This is a genomic window from Bradyrhizobium sp. JHI2711 (assembly GCF_056156565.1).
Genome location: NZ_JBPZPT010000003.1, coordinates 89,166 through 108,633, shown reverse-complemented (window position 1 = coordinate 108,633; position 19,468 = coordinate 89,166). Strand labels below are relative to the sequence as shown.

13 protein-coding genes are annotated in these 19,468 nt (G+C 59.5%); 9 read left to right on the top strand and 4 right to left on the bottom strand.

The window, feature by feature from the left end; translation table 11 throughout:
* The first annotated feature begins 133 nt into the window (after nt 1-133).
* Entirely contained in the window at nt 134-769 is a 636-nt protein-coding gene (locus tag ACTEK7_RS22740; protein WP_036035698.1) for a response regulator, read from the top strand.
* Nucleotides 770-1,035: 266 nt separating this feature from the next.
* Here the strand turns inward: ACTEK7_RS22740 and ACTEK7_RS22735 are convergent, their stop codons facing one another.
* Both ACTEK7_RS22735 and ACTEK7_RS22730 read right to left on the bottom strand, forming a co-directional pair.
* The gene (locus tag ACTEK7_RS22735) at nt 1,036-1,608 is read right to left on the bottom strand and encodes a hypothetical protein (protein ID WP_225144730.1); all 573 of its coding nucleotides are present in this window, start codon (nt 1,606-1,608) and stop codon (nt 1,036-1,038) included.
* Nucleotides 1,609-2,308: 700 nt separating this feature from the next.
* Nucleotides 2,309-3,688, bottom strand: coding sequence for a hypothetical protein (locus tag ACTEK7_RS22730; RefSeq protein ID WP_225128674.1), 1,380 nt, complete (start codon nt 3,686-3,688; stop codon nt 2,309-2,311).
* Nucleotides 3,689-3,847: 159 nt separating this feature from the next.
* Here ACTEK7_RS22730 and ACTEK7_RS22725 point away from each other — a divergent pair, with 159 nt between their 5' ends.
* The 4 genes from ACTEK7_RS22725 to ACTEK7_RS22710 all read left to right on the top strand — a co-directional run bounded on the left by ACTEK7_RS22725 (nt 3,848) and on the right by ACTEK7_RS22710 (nt 11,908).
* Entirely contained in the window at nt 3,848-4,453 is a 606-nt protein-coding gene (locus tag ACTEK7_RS22725) for a hypothetical protein (RefSeq protein WP_225128673.1), read from the top strand.
* A gap of 375 nt (nt 4,454-4,828) precedes the next feature.
* Nucleotides 4,829-5,932, top strand: a complete 1,104-nt coding sequence (locus ACTEK7_RS22720) for a hypothetical protein (RefSeq protein WP_225128672.1) — start codon at nt 4,829-4,831, stop codon at nt 5,930-5,932.
* 244 nt (nt 5,933-6,176) lie between these two features.
* Nucleotides 6,177-8,630 (top strand): PD-(D/E)XK nuclease family protein, encoded by a 2,454-nt coding sequence (locus tag ACTEK7_RS22715; RefSeq protein ID WP_225128671.1) that lies wholly within the window; start codon nt 6,177-6,179, stop codon nt 8,628-8,630.
* Nucleotides 8,627-11,908: a UvrD-helicase domain-containing protein gene (locus tag ACTEK7_RS22710; protein ID WP_225128670.1), complete on the top strand. Its 3,282-nt coding sequence runs from the start codon at nt 8,627-8,629 to the stop codon at nt 11,906-11,908. Before ACTEK7_RS22715 ends, ACTEK7_RS22710 begins: the two co-directional genes overlap by 4 nt.
* 6 nt (nt 11,909-11,914) lie before the next feature.
* Here ACTEK7_RS22710 and ACTEK7_RS22705 read toward each other — a convergent pair whose 3' ends face one another.
* Nucleotides 11,915-13,333, bottom strand: a complete 1,419-nt coding sequence (locus tag ACTEK7_RS22705) for a UvrD-helicase domain-containing protein (RefSeq protein ID WP_225128669.1) — start codon at nt 13,331-13,333, stop codon at nt 11,915-11,917.
* On the bottom strand, nt 13,320-15,038 hold the full coding sequence (locus tag ACTEK7_RS22700) for an ATP-dependent nuclease (protein ID WP_225128667.1): 1,719 nt from the start codon (nt 15,036-15,038) through the stop codon (nt 13,320-13,322). Before ACTEK7_RS22700 ends, ACTEK7_RS22705 begins: the two co-directional genes overlap by 14 nt.
* A 148-nt stretch (nt 15,039-15,186) precedes the next feature.
* On the opposite strand from ACTEK7_RS22700, the gene ACTEK7_RS22695 reads away from it, so the two are divergent.
* The 4 genes from ACTEK7_RS22695 (at nt 15,187) to ACTEK7_RS22680 (ending at nt 19,432) form a co-directional block, all read left to right on the top strand.
* Nucleotides 15,187-15,528: a type II toxin-antitoxin system PrlF family antitoxin gene (locus ACTEK7_RS22695; protein WP_225128665.1), complete on the top strand. Its 342-nt coding sequence runs from the start codon at nt 15,187-15,189 to the stop codon at nt 15,526-15,528.
* Complete coding sequence (locus ACTEK7_RS22690; protein WP_225128664.1) at nt 15,525-16,031, top strand: type II toxin-antitoxin system YhaV family toxin; 507 nt, start codon at nt 15,525-15,527, stop codon at nt 16,029-16,031. The genes ACTEK7_RS22695 and ACTEK7_RS22690 overlap by 4 nt, the downstream gene beginning before the upstream one ends.
* Nucleotides 16,032-16,108: 77 nt before the next feature.
* Complete coding sequence (locus tag ACTEK7_RS22685; RefSeq protein WP_225128663.1) at nt 16,109-17,464, top strand: Shedu immune nuclease family protein; 1,356 nt, start codon at nt 16,109-16,111, stop codon at nt 17,462-17,464.
* Nucleotides 17,465-17,503: 39 nt separating this feature from the next.
* Nucleotides 17,504-19,432 carry a hypothetical protein gene (locus tag ACTEK7_RS22680; protein WP_225128662.1) on the top strand — a complete coding sequence of 643 codons (1,929 nt, stop codon included), beginning with the start codon at nt 17,504-17,506 and terminating at the stop codon, nt 19,430-19,432.
* Nucleotides 19,433-19,468: the final 36 nt, after the last annotated feature.

The following is a 19,468-nucleotide window of genomic DNA, read 5'->3' as shown; positions in this document are numbered from 1 at the left end:
ACCTTCGCCTGCATCTCTCAGGGTTTTGCTGGATAACCGTTCTTGTGGGACGCCGTATGATCGTTCGACCTGACGGCCGATGACCGCTCTAGTCCACCTGGCTTGGCCGAGGGTAGGCAAACGGGAACGACCCGTGAAACGCATCTTGATTGCGGACGACCATGAAATCGTGCGTTCCGGACTTCGTGCGATTGTTGAAACGCGGTCCAACTGGATCGTGAGCGGCGAGGCGACCAATGGTGAGCAGGCGGTCACGCTTGCGCTGGAAACCAGGCCAGACATCGTGATCGTCGATTATTCCATGCCGATCATCAACGGCCTGGAGGTCAGCCGCCGCCTCAGAGCGCTTCACGTTCAAACCGAGGTGCTTATCCTCACGATGCATGAAAGCGAGGAGTTGCTGACAGAGGCCATTCTGGCCGGAATCCGCGGCTTCCTGTTCAAGTCCGACGCTCGCAACCATCTCATTTCCGCGGTCGAAGCGCTGCTCGACGGCAGACCCTACTTCACGAGTGTTCTGCTGGAGAAGCTGCTCCGCGACTACCAGGCGAACAAGCAGAACCGGGCCGACATGCTGCTGACCTCGCGCGAGGAGAGCGTGGTCCAGCTGATCGCAGAGGGGCACACCAACAGGTCGATAAGCGCGATCCTGAATCTGAGCGTCAAGACGGTCGAGACCCACCGCGCCTCGGCCATGCGCAAGCTCAGGATGTCCTCCACCGCCGAGCTGGTTCGGTATGCTGTCCGCAAGCGGCTGGTTTCACCTTGAACGAGCGGGGAGCGCTTTCGACTGCTCGCGAAAGATCGAGAGTGCACCATCGAATGAACGGACGCGCAATCGATCCCTTCGTGGATCCCGAAAGGCCGATGCAGACCGACCGTGACGACTCAAGGACCTCTCAGCGCCGAAAGTTGGTGTTCGGGCTTGATAGCGGCGCCGCAGCCAGCAGGCGTGTCGGAAGCTTGCAATGGTTCGCCTCGCGATGGTGGTGCTCAGCTCCGGCTCGTGATCTGACTTTCTCGCTTGGCCGTTGTTCATCGGAGCGGACAATTGTGAGTCGTGACGATAAAGACTCCACGACGCATCCGCTTCGAAGCAACGATTTCGCAACTTGATCCGACGTGGCGGAGCCATTCCGAAACTCCGCCGTCTTGGGTGAGGTTATCGCTCGGGTTCGAGACGAGGTAAGCGTCGTTCTCCATGCCTGCCATCCCCCAGCTTTCCCAATCCAGCACAACCGAGTCCCTGTCGGCGAACGCTCGCAGTGCGTCGTTGTGAGTGAGAGACCAAGTCAGAAACCGAAGTTCATCCTTCGCCGACGGCACTGCCCAAAATGTTCCGCCGATCAGCGCGAGCATGACCACCAGCGAGAGTACGATCGGACGCGCTCGGGGTGATTTCCTCTCGACTCCTGCCCAGATGCAAAGGCCGAGGCCAACTAATGCCACCGCAGGCAAGTAGACTGAGATGACAAACAGAAACGTGCCGAAGTTCTTACTGTCCCAAGCAAGGGGGGTCGCAGTCGTAACCGTGGCGATAGCTGCAATAAGGGGCAGCCACCGTAGCCTACGAGCCGCTTTCTCCGGGGCTTCAGCAAAGGTGGTCATGGTCGCGAATTTATCGAGAAGGTCCTTGGAGTTGCAAGCACGAACGGCTTTCGACCGTCAGCTCCGGGGCGGCAGCCTTCGCATGCTTACTTTGATCTGTAGCGTTGGCCTGCTTGGCCGAACTCGCCTCAACAGTCCGTCTTCGCTTCCGCTGCGCTCAGCTACGCCGGACACCACGCTTCGCCCTTCGGGCCGCTGCTCGGCTGCGCCACGCGTAGCCCGCAGGGCGAAGCGTGGTGGGCCCGGCAGGACTCGAACCTGCAACCAGACCGTTATGAGCGGCGGGATAGCGATTGGCTTCGTTGATTTTGCTGGCTATTTGTTTGAATCTGATCGCGTTCGTTGTGCTTTGGCTGGGTCGTTTCTGGTGCGAAACTGGTGCGGTAACGCCTGCTTATGCAAACGAGCCGGGCCTGACGTCCGTAAGCTCCATCGCAGGACTCTCAACGATGATGATCATCAAGCGGATCGACTTTACCCTCTCAAGGCTGAAACAGGGGTTCGATTCCCCTAGGGAGCGCCAGAAATTTCAAAGACTTACAGCTTGGCCCGAAAAGTCGTCGAATATCCGTCGAATAAGCGCCAGCGAACATCGGCGAACTCCGCCACACTAAATCAGTGATCCGATTAGCTCTCTGTTCTAGCCAACGTGACGCGCAGAGCGAATCGCGGTCAGAAAGTGCGAGAGTTGGCTCTGAGACTATTCTTGGTTCGAATTCGCTGCTGCGATCGGATGCCAATGTACCCCGCTTTCGCTTTCGTTCTCGGGCGTGACCAACATGTGGTCGGGCAGTGGCCAATGCGTTCGATGATGTCCGATCTTGTATGGCACCATCGTCTCAGTGATCGCCCACGTCTCGTTCTCTCGCGTGGTTGCTTCCGGAACAAAATAGTTTGCGTAAACCCATCTGAGGCGTGAGGTCGCCGGCGCAAAAGTTCTGGCTTGCATCGTGTTGAAGAAGTGACGAGCGAAATCAACTTCCGGTCCCGCCGAGCTCTCGACGCCAACGTGAATTACCCCCGGACGGTCGCTCGGAAGCTGACGCTCTGCGTTGGCGATGGTGCTACGAAAGTGACGCGCCTTTTGACGTACGGCAACTTCGGATTCACTGACCCAGCTGACCACGCTCGCTTGGTAAACAGCGTCGGCATATGTGGGCCTCAAAGGCGCCGGACGCCATTTGGCTGCCATGCTGTGATCGGCCGAATGATCATAGTGTCCGGCCAGAAGTTCGATCATCCGACTTCCATCAAAATAGACGTAGTCTTTTGCGAGAATTCGCCGAAGCAACGTCCAGTTTATGGGTCGCACTCTTCCGGTCGCCACCTCGTCCTTCCAAGGTGCCAGCGATCGCCGCTCGATGGTCTGTCTCACGTGTCGCACGAGATAGTCGTCCGCGACTTCGCGCAGCTCGACTTGGTACTTCACCTCGACAATGACGGATTCGCCTAGCTCCAGGCATAGTTGATGGATGGGTTGTGCAAGCCGCGTGCCCCGCAACTTCTCGTTCGCGGCGTAGGTTGAAGGCATCAGGCGCTTGCACTCTGCCGCCCAGCGGCTTCCTGTCCTGAAAACGTGCAGGTCCGGGGTTCGTCCGCGCCCGGGAGTTTCCGGCACGAACTCGACCCGTCTCCAACCTCTGCGTCGGTAGGCAAGGGCGACGAGCATCTCGAAAATGCTGCTGTCAGGTTGGCGTCTCTCCTGTAACATCATGCGAGCCGCTCGCTCTTCGACCCCCTTCACGCTGAGCAGAAGTTTCAGCTCTTTGCCGATGCGCGTAAGGAAGGGCACAACTCGCATTGTGCCCTCAGGCGTCCACAGGGCCCGGTCGGTGGCAAAGGTCTCTGCCTGCAGTATGTACCAAGCGGCCGTATCTACCGGGTCATACAACGGTCCCATTATGCCGGCGCGCATGCGGTCTTGGGCAGCAAGAAGATTGGTCTTCGCGACGTCCAGCCTCTGCTCCATCTCTTTGCGAGGAACGAACGACTTCAGCCAGGCAACTGCCAGCATCAATTCGTCATCGCGCCAATCCTGGTTAGTGCGCGGCGCGGTCCAATCTGGATTGTTCGCTTTCATGCTGGGAAATTCGACATTGCCACTAGGCTAAGACCGACCATTGTGTGGCAACTGTGACCGGGCAAATCGCGTGGCTTTTCGTGATCCGAACGCGGGGATTCCTGGAGCGATACTTATTGTACGTTTAGTTTACAATGATCCGGTCATTGGAGGCGAGCAATGGATTTTGGTGGGGGTACGAAGAGAGATATAGCCGTCCATGAGGCCGGCCATGCAGTTGCCCGCGTTTTATCGATAGGTCGCGTAGGCGTCACCAATGAAAACGCGATCCGGTGGATCGAAATGGAGGAGGGCACTCCACACTGCTCCGTGTTCGAGCTGCCCCTTAATATGCCGGGCCTTAAGGAGTTCGGGGAGCGCGCAGGCATAAGGGAAGGCACCCGGTGGACGGTGGAGCAATGGCGCAAGCTATTTTCGTATATGGGCATCGATCCATTGGAATGGGCGAGCGTGCGAGTTTTTGAGCTTACTGCTGGGGCGGCGGCACAAGCGAAATTTATAGACGCTTCCTTTCATTTGGTTTGGCATGATTACGGGTGCAGCGATGACCGTCAGACCGTCATCGAGACTTGTCAAAGGATCGGCTTGAACGGATCAGAGGCAACAAGGCTCTTCGCAGAGCAAGCTGAACAAGCATGCATCGCAATGGATAACACCGACGTGTGGCGCGCAGTGCTAGCTTTAGCCGAACGATTGCCAACCACTGGCCGAATGCCGGGCAGCACGGTTATTTCGATCGTTCAAAATGCATTGCGGGCCTTGTGAGCAAGACGCATCGCGAGACAATCCTACTGGCAACCGATGCCTTCCTTGGCCCGTCGCACATTGCCGCGATTGCTCGAATGGGGACGGACAGTCCGGAGTGAGGTCTAGAATCCGGCAGAGTCGCAGAGCGAAGGTCTTCCTTGGAAGCGAATCCCGGACGAGCAAAGATCACGGGACAATTCGCGCTAATTGTTGAAAATTTCGGCGCACGGCTCTAGATTCGACTCATGCCGCCTCCGTCGGCTAGGCCGCTGCCCTGGCAAAGGACTTTTGGTCCAACGACTACTCAATCATCAGCTCTCGCGACCGCTTCCCCTCTTTCGGCCGATGAGACGAGCAGCGCGTCTTGACCCGGCCGAGATGAAGGACGCTCGCATGTTCTCGACGCTCGAAGGCGCAAAGAAATTCGCCAAGAATCTCAAATCGTTGTTTGACGATAGCGGGATCATTTTTCCGCTTAATCGCTGCCAGAAGGCCGCCGCGATCGCAGGCGGCTTTCGAGATTGGCACGACCTCAGCAGATCGTTGGCAGGGTCGGATCGACCCGTCGATCCTGGCGCGTTTCGCCGCAGGCTGATCGCGTTTCTGCCCCAGCCATGCTGGATACCCGTATTGTTTTGGTTGGATGATGGGAAACTGGAGACAATTGACGGCGAAGGACTCTCGCACAACTATTACCGCGCCGTCGCGCCCTACGTGTTTTCGTCGTCTGTCATTCACCGAACCAAGTCCGCTCTGCTTCGGCCCGGCTCCAGTCCCGGACAGCGGTTGCGGGAATCGATGGTCGTCTCTCTCTTGCTCGGAGGAAGAGGCAGCAAGATATTGATCCCACAGCTCGAGCCGGACACCTTAGCGCTCGTCGTTTCCGGCGACACGGCAGATCTTTTCGGGGTCGATGCGGAGCATCCTCGGTTCGAGAAGGATTTCGCCTCTCTCGTGGCGGCCGGCATATTTGAATACCAAGATGGCATCCTGCGGGTCCTGCCGGCGGACAGAGACGAGGTCGCTGCGCACGCGGCCAGAGGGTTCACCGACCGCGCACAGTATTTCGCTGGCGTCGGAGACGAGGCAGTGGAAGCGCTCGCCGTGGCGCTCTCCGCAACCGGAATTGAGCAGCCCACGCGTGTAGCGGAAGCTGGCGCCGACAAAGGCTCGGAGACACAAATCACACCGCCTGGGCCAATCCTCGAACTGTTGTCCAAGCTTGCAGAGGATGGAGAACTGGTTGCCGTTTACCGAGCTTGGCGGGTGTTTGAAATGATCCATCCAGAGAGCGCCGACTTACTGCGCGACTCGGTGCCGGATAAGATCTTGTCACCCTATCTCGTCCGAAACCGCGGGATCGATGCCGGGAGGATGGTCGGATGGATGTCGACAAGATCAGAATGGACAGAAGCGGCGAAGGCCGCTCTGCATGATCCGGCACACTTTAAGAAGACGGTCGACGAGATGGCGGACGCGATAGCGGAGACGCGTTAGACGGCGGGAACTGCGTCGCCTTAAAGATTCGCGATTTCGGCAGCGATCGGGTATCGCTGCCTTCAGTCCGGCGATAGGGCGCGAAATGCTAATCCATACTGTAGTCGTCGATGGGCCTTTAGCACTGCGAATGCGGCGCCTTGATGCGGCTCGCGAAGGGGCCACGGGTCGGCAAGTCCTGACGCTGCCGCTTCTCGCCGCACGCCTTGCCGGCGGCTTCGTTTCGCCAGCCTCGCACGAGGTCTTGTACCTGGCTATCAGGCAGGGGCTCGAGGTGGGCGGATACGAGGACATTGGCAAGGTTGCCGAACTGCCGGGGATGCCCGCGGCTGCGCTATCGGCGCTCCGGGACTGGTGGGACATGGAGGCCCCGGCTTCTTTGCCCGACAATGCCCGCCTTAGGGACTTTGTGTTGCTCGAACGCCGCGTCCGAGAGGAACTGCCGTCTGGAATGCTGACGCCTCCCGATTTGGTCAGAGCTGCCTTGGCGCGAATTCGTTTCGCTCCCAAAGTACTCGGCGCCGTCACTATTCAAGACGTCGCTAATATCCAGGCCGTTTGGTATCCGCTCATCCATGCGCTTTGCGATGTCGTACCGGTGCGATGGATTGCATCGCAGCACAGCCGGCGCGACTGGTTCTCTGGGGACATCCAAACGCGTCCATCCGGCACAGCATTGCTTGGCTCTGCAGACCTCTGTGCCGATCCGCGAAACGAAGTGCGGGAATCTTTGCGTTGGGCGCGCGCGCTTGTGGCGGACGGAAAAGCCGCGCCCCACGAGGTCGCCATTTCGGCTGCCTCGCCGTCGGCTTGGGACGATGCGTTTCTGGTTCTCTCGCGTGAGGCAGGGATGCCCGTGCATTTCACGCACGGCATTCCGGCGCTAGCGACCCGTGAAGGGCAGGCCTGCGCTGCACTCGCGGACATCCTGCTACGCGGGCTGTCTCAGGAACGTGTGAGGCTCCTATTTGCCCGGCTGCCGCGCGGCCCAGCCAAGGATAAGTTGCCCAGTGACTGGGCTAAGGGCTTGCGGCGAAGCGCGGCGCTGACAAGTCCGACGCTTTGGCGTCATGCTCTGGAGCAAACTCGAGACGAACGGGCAAATGGTGACCTTACGGAACGGACATTGTTGCCGATTCTCGAAGACTTGGCCGGCGGGATTGCATTGTCAGAGGGAGTAGGGCGCCGTCTTTTGAAGGGGCAGGCGCTGAGCCTGTGGCGGGATGCTTTGCGCATGGCGCCCCCACAGGCAATCGAGCTCTCCCTGCAGGCTCTGCGCGTTGCCGACGGACGCGAGCCGGGAAATTCTATCGCGTGGGGACCCGCCCGTCACTTGGCGGCGGCCCCGCGCGCATATATTCGCCTCGTCGGGCTGGATGCGAACGCGTGGCCCAGACGGTCGAACGAGAACCCGTTGCTACCACAACATCTGCTTGGGCAATTACGACTTCCGTCCGCTGAAGCAGCAGAAATGGACCGGATGATGCATGACATCATCGTCGGCCAATCGACCAACTACTCGCTGTCACGCGCCTATAGGAGTGCGACTGGATCGCTGCAAGCAGCCAGTACGTTGTGGCCGAGAAAAGCAGAGCGCATCATCGGGCGGAGCGCGATACCCCCGCATGCTTTCAGCGAAAGCGATCGGCTCTACGCCCGGCCCGTCGATGCGGGCAAGGATCCCCAAGTGCGTGCAAGTCGTGCCTGTTGGCGCGCATGGTGGGATGGTGAGCAACACACGGCTCATGACGGGAAGGTTCGTGCCAACCACCCGCTCGTTGTCGATGCCCTTGCTGAAGTCCAATCCACGACCTCTCTCCATCGACTTCTATGCGATCCGTTGGGGTTCGTCTGGGAGTACGCCCTGCACTGGCGTGAGCCGAATCTAGACCCCCAGCCCCTCGCTCTAACCCATCGCGCTTTCGGCGAGCTCGTTCACGCTCTTATTGCGGGCGTGTTGCGGATTGGCGCGCCCAAAAATATCGATGAGATTGAGATTGCCCTAGATCGAGAGGTGGACAGTCTTACCGAAAGCTGGCCTCTCACCAGAGCCGTTCCACCGGGCCTTCTCTGGCGCCACACAGTGGAGATGGCACGCGAGAGAGCGCTGCGAGGACTCAAAGATGCAATCGACGAACCGCGCGGCAGGAGCTGGACCGAGCTTTCGTTTGGCGAGCCCGATAAAGGAGCTCATCCGTGGACCACGCTCTCGCCGGTCCAGATCGGAAAGACCGGAATTGTCTTCCGTGGACGAATTGATCGACTTGATGAAGACGCGGCACGCGGCGCGGCAGTCGTCACGGACTATAAGGTTGGGGCGGCGCCGGAGCGGAAGAAGCCAGTCGTGTTCGATCGTGGCGCAGAACTCCAGCGCGTCTTTTACGGCCTCGCCGTGCGGTCTCTCCTTGCTGATGTTCGGAGCGTGAGCTCGCAGCTGACTTATCTAAAGCACGAGCCGGCGCGGACGCTAAGCCTTACGAACGAGGAACTTGAGAAGGCGATTGACCAGGCGGTTGCATTCACGGCCTCAGGCGTTCAACTGCAACGCAACGGCCAGATTGCGCCAGGACCTGCGCCTGTATTCTTTGATCCGCTTGCTATCGCCCTGCCAGCTGAGCTTGATGCTTACCGTCGCGTAAAGCGTCGTCTATTTGCTGGGGTGAACAGCGCGCTAGACAAACTTTGGAGTAGCCCGTGAGCGTACCTGATCTCGATGCCCGCAGACGCGCGCTCACTGATTTTGAGACCAACATGCTGGTCGAGGCTGCGGCGGGCACTGGCAAGACGTCATTGATGGCCGCGCGCGTCGCGATGATGATCGCAAGCGGGGTTGATCCTTCAAAAATTGCAGCCATCACCTTCACCGAACCGGCGGCGAGCGAGTTGGAGGCACGGATACGCTGGACGGTCGAGGAGCTTCGCCATGGAAGGACGCCGCCCGCACTCGCCGGAATTCTCTCACTGCCGTTAGACCTAGCGGAGCGCGCGCATCTTGATGAGGCCGCGCCACGCATCGGAGAAATCACTGCCACGACCATCCATGGGTTTTGCCAAGGAATTCTTCGTTCGCACGGGATAGAAGTGGGCCTCGATCCTGGTTCGCGTGTTGTGGACGCGATCATTGCCAATGCACTCTTTGACGAAGTGCTCGCGACTTGGCTGAAGGAGAGGTTGGTGCCTGACGAAACAGACGGCGGTCCCATCGGTGTCCTTGCCAAGGATGACCCGTTGGGGGTAGTCGAGCGGGTCCGCGAACTTGCCATCCTCCGGCGAGAGCATCGCAGCGCGACCGTGCCGGCGCCGGATTTCTCAACTCGCCCGGACAAAACGTTCGCGGAAGCCGTCTCTGCCTTTGCCCGCTGGCATGTCGCGGGACCAGGAGATACGTGGACGGCAGGTCTCATCGCGGATCTTGAACGTCTTTCTTCGTTCTTCGCCGGCGATCACGCCACCGCGGGCTTCTCCGCGTTGTGGCGCCTGACCCAGCCGCCCCGTATCGGCATGATGCGGCAAAGAAGCATCGACTTGCTGGCTTATGACAGGATGCGCGCTTGGAAGCAGAGTCTTGGCGAGACGGATGGACGGCGTCGCGCAAATGAAGCGGTCGAACACTTCGAGACGGTTCGCGCCGCGTATCGAACGTTGATTGGCTGCATTGCGCAAGGTCTGGCGCATGAACTGGATGCGCATCTAACCGGGGTGATCGAGGCCTACGACCGGCGCAAGCGAGAAGCGGCCGTTCTCGATTTCGACGACTTGCTACGTCAGGCGCGGGCGCTTGTTTGCGAGAACCCCGAAATTCGCGCTTGGCTCGCCGGCCGGTATGCCTACCTGCTCGTCGATGAATTCCAGGATACCGATCCCGTGCAGGCGGAAATCGTTTTCTGCCTCGCTGCGCGTTCGCAGCCGGCGACTTGGAGCAGCGCAAGCTTGCGGCCAGGAGCGCTCTTTTTGGTAGGAGACCCCAAACAAGCAATCTATCGATTTCGCGGTGCTGACGTTGAGTCTTACGCCCTCGCGAAGTCCGTACTTGGAACAGCCGGCAACGGCTGCGTACTTTCTATCACCGCGAACTTCAGATCCCGGCCGGACGTCATCACGCACGTCAACCACGTGTTCAGTGACGTTCTTGGAGGGGCGGGACAACCGGGTTTCGTCCCGCTCGCGCCGACCCTTATGCTCCCGCCACTGCCGATCAGTGCGGCGGCGAAGCTGACGATCCATGTTCCGCGTGATGCCAACGCGGAGGAACAGCGCGAAGCGGAGGCGGAAGCTGTTGCCAGCCTGTGCGCGCGCCTGATCGGCGCCCTGAAGATCCATCATCCGGATGGAACTGAGCGATACTTGCGTGCAGGCGACATAGCGCTGCTTGCTCCTACACACACCGATCTCTGGCGTTACGAACGCGCTCTCGAAGCGCACCGCATCGCGGTCGCCTCCCAGGCAGGTCACGCGCTCTTCCGGCGCCAGGAGCTTCAGGACATGCTCGTCCTGGTTCGCGCGCTGTCGGATCCGCTCGACACTCTGGCTTTCGGCGCGCTAATGCGAGGTCCGGCTGTCGGACTCACCGATGAAGACTTGCTTGATATTACGGCGGCTCTCTCACCCGACCAAGATGGGCGCCGGCGCTTTCAGTTGCGGACCTCAGCGGACGAGGTCGTCAACCCCCTCGCAAAGGATGTTCTGTTGAAGCTCCAGGCGCTGCATCGCCTTGCCGCCGAACTCACGCCGATGCAGCTCATCGCCTTCGCAATCGAGCGCCTGAAACTGAGAGTGATCATGGCGGCTAGGCATGGCCAGCGCAACGCGCGCGCGCTCGCAAACCTTGATGCCATCGTCGAACTCGCCAGACCCTACAATGTTGCCGGACTGCGCGCGTTCGCGCTCGATCTCCAGCGAGGATGGCAGAGCAAGCGCCGGCATTCAGAAGGGAGAGTCGATGCGTCCGAGGACTCGGTGGAGATCGTCACCATGCACAGCGCCAAGGGGCTGGAATGGCCCGTGGTGATCACCGTGAATTCGTCGACGCAGTTCAAGCCCCAGGATCAGTTCGTCTATAGGCAATCAGACGATACAATTCACTGGATCGTCGGAGGGATCGAGCCGCCCGAACTGGTTACCGCCCGTGAAGAGGAGGAATTTCGCGAAGCGCGGCAACGCGAGCGGCTCTGGTACGTCGCAACGACGCGCGCCCGAGATCTCTTGGTGATCCCTGATCTGCCTGGCGCTCCCTCGCGATCGTGGTCGCGGGTGATGAATCTGGGGCAGAAGCGACTTTCCGAGATCCGAGCTGACGCGTTGCCCGAGCCTGTTATGAGCGCGTCGCAATCCATGGCCAACGATCAGACAGTGGCGATATTTGCAGCAGAAAACCAGCGATTGGTGGCTGCTTCGCCGCCGATTGTATGGGACCGTCCGAGCGACCGCGATGCTGATCGCAGCGCCGACCTTGTTGATGCATTCGTAGTCGATCCGGCGACCGACGTGACGGCGCGGATTGTAGGAGCGGGCGCCCTCCGGGGTACGATCCTGCACAAGCTTATGGAAGAGCTACTCACGGGGGAACTTGAGCAAGTTCGTGAAGGGGCTACTCTTCGCGCGACCGAGTTGCTTGCTCAACTACAATCCGATGACGCGACGGATGCCGAAAGGCCAGACGCGGTCGAGATGGCCGAGGTGGCGCTGCGCACATTGGCCCTGCCGGAGCTCGCGCCCTTCCTCGCGCTACTGGTGCCCGAAGTTCCGCTCTGGGCGGCAAACCCGCCGCGTTATCTTGCGGGTCGTGCGGATGCTGCCGCAATCGAGGGAGAGCGCATCGCACTCGTCATCGACTGGAAGTCCGACGTAAACCCCACGGCGGCGGCACACAGTGCACATGTGGCGCAACTGCGCGACTATCTGAGCGTCACAGGGGCCGAGCGAGGCGCTATCGTCTACATGTCCGCAGCACAAGTTTCGTGGGTCGAACCTCCGTAGCGCGGCTTACCAGGGCGGATTGAGAATTGGCGATGGAGAGCAAACCACGACTCGGCGCGAGCCACGGCTCATTGCGACGTAGAGATTGCGCGCGTTGAGAGCGCTCCCATTGAGAATGACCGAGATGTCGGCTTCGAGACCTTTGAGTAGCAAGGTACTTCCGACGGAACGCTTGGCGAGCGGCCGGCCGATGAGCCGAGAGTATTCTCGGATCGTCACCGTCGCCTCTCGAAACGATGGCCCGTCGGGAGAGGTTGCAAGTTGCAGAGCCCGCTGTGCGGCCGCCAGCACTGCAGGACGGTAACATCGAACTCCACCGGCGCGATTGATGGCGGAAAGGAGATCTGCGACATCTGCAAGCGACCGCGACGCTTCAAAACTCATGCCCGCTTGCTCGATACCGGACAGAGGTCGTCCCAGATTCCCGGTACGGGCTGCCGCAACCGACCGTACTAGGTCGTCTGCGGAAAAGGCGCTCATCAAGCTCTCCGCAAAATGGGCCACGGTGGAGAGCGCTTCGGGTCTCGCAAGGTCGAGGGCACTCCCAAAATCCGTAAGGTCGCGCAGGTCCACAGCCTCGACCGTCACGGCTCCTTCGACTTGGCGGGCGAAACGTTGCTGTCCCCGAGGGTCCGTGCTGTCGCCGATGATCAAAACCTTCGTGTCGCCTGGCGCGGCGACCGCGGCCGCAGCCTGCCGCAGGGCATCGTCCTGGCGGCCATCGAGCTGAACCCACTGCACGCTGCCGGGTGCGTTCCGAAGATCGATTGGTTTGCCTGCCGCAAGGTCGGGTCGTATCGATAGCAACCATTGACCCAGATCGTGCGCGCCTGCGTTGTTCCACCTCCACGGCGTGGCAAGTTCTCGCACTTTCGGAAAGAACGAGAGTACGTCCTTCTGCCAATCTGCCAGCGGATCAGCGCCGAATCCAAAGATGGCCTGGAACGGATCTCCAACGATGGCTGTGGGCAGACTTTGAGCCAACCAGGTTACAAGGGCGTGCTGGCGGATCGAGCAGTCCTGGTACTCATCTACAAATAGTTGCGCGAAACTGGCCGCGAGAATGTCATAAAGATGCCCGGCAGCAACAAGCCGCGCTGCCGCGTCACGAATGGCTTCATAATTCGGCCGGGCGGCTGTTACGATTCGCGGATCGTGCCCGGCTCGCTGAGGAAACGTCGAAATGAGCCGGATCGCGAAGCCGTCGAGCGTTGCAGCCCGGTAGGAGCTTGGCTTTACACCTGCTCTATCGAGGCGGCCGCGGAGCGCTGCGACCCCCGCATTGGTGTGTGTCAGCACCAAGATTGGCTTTGGCCCGTCATGCCTTGCCAGAGCATCGCTGATGAGCTGGGTCTTGCCGCAGCCGGCCGGGGCTATCACCAGCCCACGGCCTATCGTGCGCAGGTCGATTTCAGCGGCCGTCATCTGCGACCCAGTCGAGAACGCCATCCATGACGTTTGTAAGGCTGGCATCGGCCTCATCGTAGGCGGGACCGACAATACGCTGCCCCGCCGTTTCCATCGTGGTGATGGTCTTTAGCCAACCGAAGCGCGCCGCCGCGTCCCCGAGAAGGGCACGGCTGGCGGGGCTGAGGCTGCCAAAGAGCGCCTCGGTTTCCAGATCGTGGAGCGTCCTTGTGCCGCTGGAAATTGTTTTGACATGCGCTTCAATCAACGCGCGGTCTTTCACCTCAATGGCGAGATTCAGGAGTTGGCTCGCGGGCCCGTTCGGGAGTGCGGCGAACAGTTCCTGTTCGAGGGCACGACCGCCGCCCCATGCGAACACCTTGCCGCCGCCAGCAACAAAGGCAGCTTCGGCACCCGGTGGGGCGGGTTTGTCGCTGTCTCGCAGGATCGCTGTTCGGTAGCCCAGAGACTGCAGAGCGATGGCGCGGCTGAAGGTTTCATCGCCGTTGCCGTTCACCAAAGTTGCACCACAAGCTGCATGCGATTTTTCGCCGGCAGCAGTGAAGTGCTGATCCAGACCGCGCATCAAGCCGATTTCGCTTCCGCCCTCGCACACCACAATCGAGGAGGCGAGCAGCGCATGGGCGTGGGCGCGGATCGTGCCCTGTACGTTCCCGGCGTCGCTGGCACAGCGGACGGTATGCTGCCCGCCATTCCTGCGGACGATATGAAGCTGGTGGGCGTTGAGCTCGGTCACGGCAATCGGCGAGTGGCTTGTGGCAAAAACCTGTAGCGGGGGCAAGTCTTCCTTTGCGCCCAGCGCGCCGAGCAGGCGAATGATTCGGTGCGGCTCGAGCCCATATTCCAGTTCGTCGATCAGAAACGTCGTCGCCATCTCGGCCGCCTTCCGCTGCAGGGCGGCGATCAGCAGCCGCGACGAACCAAGCCCGAGAGCCCGTAGCGGCACACCCCCTTCATCATGAAGCGAGATGGTGCCGCCTGTGAAAGTGACCGAACCGGCATCGATCAACGCCTGCACGGCCTTTCCGACGGGGACGCCCATATCGCCTGCCGCTGCCGTGACGAGTTTGAGAGGCTCCGCGAGCTCTTCGAGTTCCTTTTGGTCAAAGGCGTCGCGCATCTCACGAGCTGCCCGTGTCAGCTCCTTTGATGCGTCCGCCTTGCCGTCTGTCAGCTTGGTCAGCACAGACCCTCTCCGCCACGTCAGATGCATGCCCCCCGTGACGCCGAGTCTGGCTGGAGCTATATGCGTGCGATCGGCCCAGTTAAGATTGCGGACCCGACCTGAAGCCTGGGCACGCGGCGAGACAAGCGTCCATTCCGGCTCGAGGTCGTCCTGAACTGTGAGCTGGAGGGTCAGGGCGGTTTCGAGCCCGGCACCGGGTTCCGGTTCCACCAACCCGGTGGCTGCATCGAAGCCCACGAGGAAGTCGCCATACGCGTCCATGTTCTTCAGGGGGTCATCGAGAGCGCCAAGTGTCACCGCAATGCGGATCGCGCGGCCGAAATCAAGAGCGTGGAAATCGGCGTCAGTGAAGGAAAGCGATCGGCGCGCGCCGAGGCAAAGATCGATGGCATCAAGAATCGTCGACTTGCCGCTGTCGCCTGGTCCGATCAGGCAATTTATCCCAGGACCAGGTACCCAGCGAAGCGTCTTCACCGCTCGAAAATTCTCAATCTCAAGCACACGGATCAGCGCCATTGGGCGTTCTTTCTGCTCGTTCGTCAGGGGAATACGCACCGAACGGGCAGAATTCCGCCGCCGTCGGCCAGCCACACCAGCCGAGATGAACTTGACTTACAATGCAAATGCATTACATCGGATGATATTGAGATGCAAGGAGCGGGTCATGGCCAAGACGGCTGAAATCCTCGAAATCCCCGCCACCATCACCGAGCGCGGCCAGACGACTGTGCCGGCCGCTATCCGTAAGATGCTGGCTCTCGGCAAGCGTGACCAGGTCGTGTTCCGTGGCCTCGCTGACGGCACTGTCGTCATCGCGAAGAAGCAGAGGCGTGAAGCCGAAGCCGACCCTGTGATAGGCACGTTCCTCGAATTCTTGGCACGTGACATGGCTCATGAGCCAGCGCGAATTCGATCGGTGCCGAAGTCGCTGGTTGCGCGAGGAAAGGGCTTGGTCAAGGGTGTCAAGGTCGATCTCGACGCAACGCTCCCGGATGACGAAGGGTGAGCGACGACACCGTCGAAATCAATGGTTGGAAAATCTATGCGCACCCGCTTTTCCTCGATCAACTCGAGGCGATGATCGAAAAAGTCGAGCGAGCGCGCAAAAAGGATCCAAAGGACTATAAGAAGAAGCGCGCCGCAAAGCTCCTTGCGGCGGTGCTGAAGGTCGCATTCGAGGATATTCCCGGCGATCCAACCCGGGACATCTATCGTCAGGGCGCCACGCTGGGCGATGAACATAAGCACTGGTTCCGTGCGAAATTTCTGCAGCAGTATCGACTATTTTTTCGCTACCAGCGATCCGCTGACGCCAAGGTCATTGTGCTGGCTTGGGTCAATGATGACTCGACGCTGCGCGCCTACGAGAGCGCCAATGATGCCTACGCCGTGTTCCGGAAGATGCTGAAGCGCGGCAACCCGCCGGACGATTGGACGAAACTTAGCGAATCAGCTCGAGCGCCCGACGCCAAGCACCGTCTTCGGAACACAGCGGGATCGCAGAAGTAACAGCTTCGGATTGCCGTCGCTCGACGAGCGGGCTGAAACCCTGGGACTGCCAGGCGGCGGACAAATTGGGGGATGTCGTGAAACTGAGTCTAAGAGAGATTCATCCAGGATGCATCGCAGTCCATTGCGAAGCCGATCCTGGCATTTACCAATCTCTCAAGCCGGATGAGCCGGTCCCGAACCCGCTGCCCAGCAAGGATGTCATTTGGTTCGATGCCACTAAGTCGACAATTATCATTCGACCCATTATCACATATCCGTCCGAGCGATATTTTGAAGCGAAGTACGGCCAGCTTGAAGAGATCGTCCTGGAAGGTTTTGATTTCGAGCTACCCGAGGATGAACACGCCATACACGATGTGCTCTTCCAACTTCCTACCGGCTTGATCAAGAATATCGAAGCTGGCCTTGGATTTCCAAAAGAATATAGTTCAATCGTTGACAGTATCGAGGAGCTCGACGACGTCACAAGCCTAATCATCACAAAGCGAGGGGTGACCCGCCTCGACGGCGCGTGTTTTCATCTCGCTTACCGCGAATTCGAAACACTGCGCTTATCGTTGGCGCGTATCACACGAGGGTATCAACGCGAGGGACGAATAGACAGGGCGATCAAATCCCATAATGCCCTGTTGACAACGCTGGACCCTGAGCGATTCCCGGAAAAGCGGCGAGCGCTCAAGAAAGACACAATCTCCAATTTGCTGGTTGGTCGCGATTACTCTAAGTCCGAGCTCTCAAAACGCGATCGGGTCGGCATGGTCGCTGCAATTCGCTCGAGCGCTCCGACGATCGCGACCGAAACGCCCGATGTGTTGTATGGACTTCAACGCGATATCGAGCTCGTTAGCCTCGATGTTCTAATCGAGCGGTTTCGGGAAATGATCGACAAGAAGCTGCCCGAGAGCGCTTGGCAGAAGCTATTTGCTTCGAACCCGTTCATATTGTCGTTGCTGTTTGGCTATCCGATCGTGGAGGTGCTTGGACAGGCTCATGTGGGAGGGGCGGCTTTGACTGGACGAGGCGGAAAGATCGCCGACTTTCTCGTCAAGAATGAAGGAACCAACAATGTGGCGTTGGTCGAAATCAAGACACCGCACACTCAGCTGCTCGGAAGGGAATTTCGCGGCGGCGTCTATCCAGCTTCGGGCGATCTTGTGGGTTCGGTTGCCCAAGTTCTCGACCAACGCTATCAATTCCAAAAGAATATCGCGCAGATCAAGGATGCAAGTGAGATCGCCAACATAGTATCTTACTCCGTTGATTGCGTGGTTGTTGCGGGGAAAACCCCGGAAGGAAAAGCCGAGCAGAAGTGTTTGGAATTATTCCGCCGTAGCATGAAGGACGTTCAGATTTACGCGTTCGACGAGCTCTTGCAGAAGCTGGTTCAGCTTCGCGACTTTCTCGCCAGCGACGAAGCCACTGAACGATAAGTCGAGAAAAAGCAACTCGCTGCAATTAATGGCGACGCCATGGATCCGTTGGCTGCATTGTCCAAAATTGGCCACGCCTTCTTCGCCCGCGACGGCGTGAGGCTTGCCTTTGGCAAGCGGTGGGACGGGGAGATCATTCACATTTCGCAGGCATCGCGTGGCTCGTCATGTGGGTGTCAGTGTCCGGCCAAAAATTGCGGTCGAAAGCTCGTCGCGCGAAAGCCTGACGGTGACATCGCCCATCACTTCGCGCATGCGCCACTCACGGCGGCGGAGCGGGCTGCAGGTATCGCCCCTAGCTGCAAGCACGGCAATATGACGGCGCTTCACCACTATGCTGAGCAACTGCTCAATAGCCGCAAAAGCCTCGTCCTTCCTCCCGTGCAGGCCACGTACGGCGCGCGCACCAGGACAATTCGTCAAGCAAAGACTTTCGTCTTTGACTCAGCTATGCTGGAGACCATGGACGGCGAAACCATTCCGGACGTAATCCTGCGAAAAGGCGATGATCGAATGCAGGTCGAGGTCTATGTGACGCATCGCTGTGGCCCGGAGAAGCGAACGAAGATCGCGGCTGCGGGCATCTCGGCAGTCGAAATTGATCTGTCCGCGCTGTCCCGAGACACGACGATAGCTGGCCTCGACGAGGCAATTCTAACATCGGCTCCGCGCGAATGGATCTACAATCGCAGGGCCGCTCACGTTAGAAATGAACTGGAGCGAATAGCTGGACAGGAAGCAGCTGCGGCGGAAGAGAGGCGTCGAAACCAGATCGAGAAGGTCAAAGCAGCCTACGCTTCCGCCCGACGAAAGGCATTAGGCTATGCCTGGCAGCACTCGCCCCAAGTACGAGCTGTTGCTGCGGCGGGAGATGCCGAGCTCCTCGACGGACCGTCCGTGGGAGAGGGATATTTCACGGTTCATCCCAAGGTATGGCAGGCTGGCATCCTTTGTGACATGGTGCCGCGTTTCGGTGGCGTCACCCCGTTCTCCGTGATCGGAGAATTCCGTACGCGCGGTTGGATCACGGAAGAGTTCGCTAGCCGCAGCCAGAACGAGGACTCGCTTCTGGTGGACGCTAACCTTCCTAAGGGCGGTGCCGAACGGGCCGTGGTCAAGTTCCTGCGATATCTTGCTGTCAAGGGAGTAGTCGAAGATACGGGCTGGGCATGGAAGCAGACGCAGCGGCGATCCGCCGAATTGCATCAGCGCCGTATTGAGCAAGATCGTGCCGATCGAGAGGCTGCACAGCTGGCGGCTCGGCTAGCATCTCTGAAAGGTCTCGGCGAAAGCATAGCCCTCCTTGGATCCGATGTTGAGCGACAGGGCTTCGAAGTCGCATCCTGGATGGAGCACGCGCCGGATGGCCAGCAATCCCTGAAGCAAATCGCTATCAAGGGCGATGCTGCTTGGCAGGCGTTGAAAGGAGCTCTCGCGACCACGCTTGCAGTTCTCAAAGATGAATCTGAGCAGGAGGCCCACGATCTTGGGCTGCCGGTTCGCGGCGTGCTTAAGACGATGCGCTCGATCCACGACAGCCGGGCCGCCCAGCGCAAGGCCCAAGAGGAGGAAGCAGAGCGACTGCAGCGTTTGGAGCGGCTGGAGACAATCACGGCTCTTTCAATATCGTGGATCGGCGATGCCCATTCGAATTGGCTAGAGGCACCACACTCGAACCTCGACGGGATGTCGCCGCGCGAAGCCGCTGCACGATCTGGAGGGTATCTCGAAATTGCAACCCGTCTGCTGCGCAGCTTTCAAGCAGAGTTGATCAAGAAAGCGAAATGGGTGGATGAGCTGGAGCGAGAAGCATCCAAGCTGCTTCCGCGGCCCGATATGCTTCGCCTCTACATGACAGCCGGCGATCCCGAGCTGCCCGGCCTAGTCTCTCCGACCGTCCACACAAAGGACGAGCAAACGATGCGGCAATGTTTGGCGCTCTTGAGGCGTCGTTACGGCAAGCGGTAGTGTCGGTATGCACTGCATCGAGCTCAAGAAGTTTCG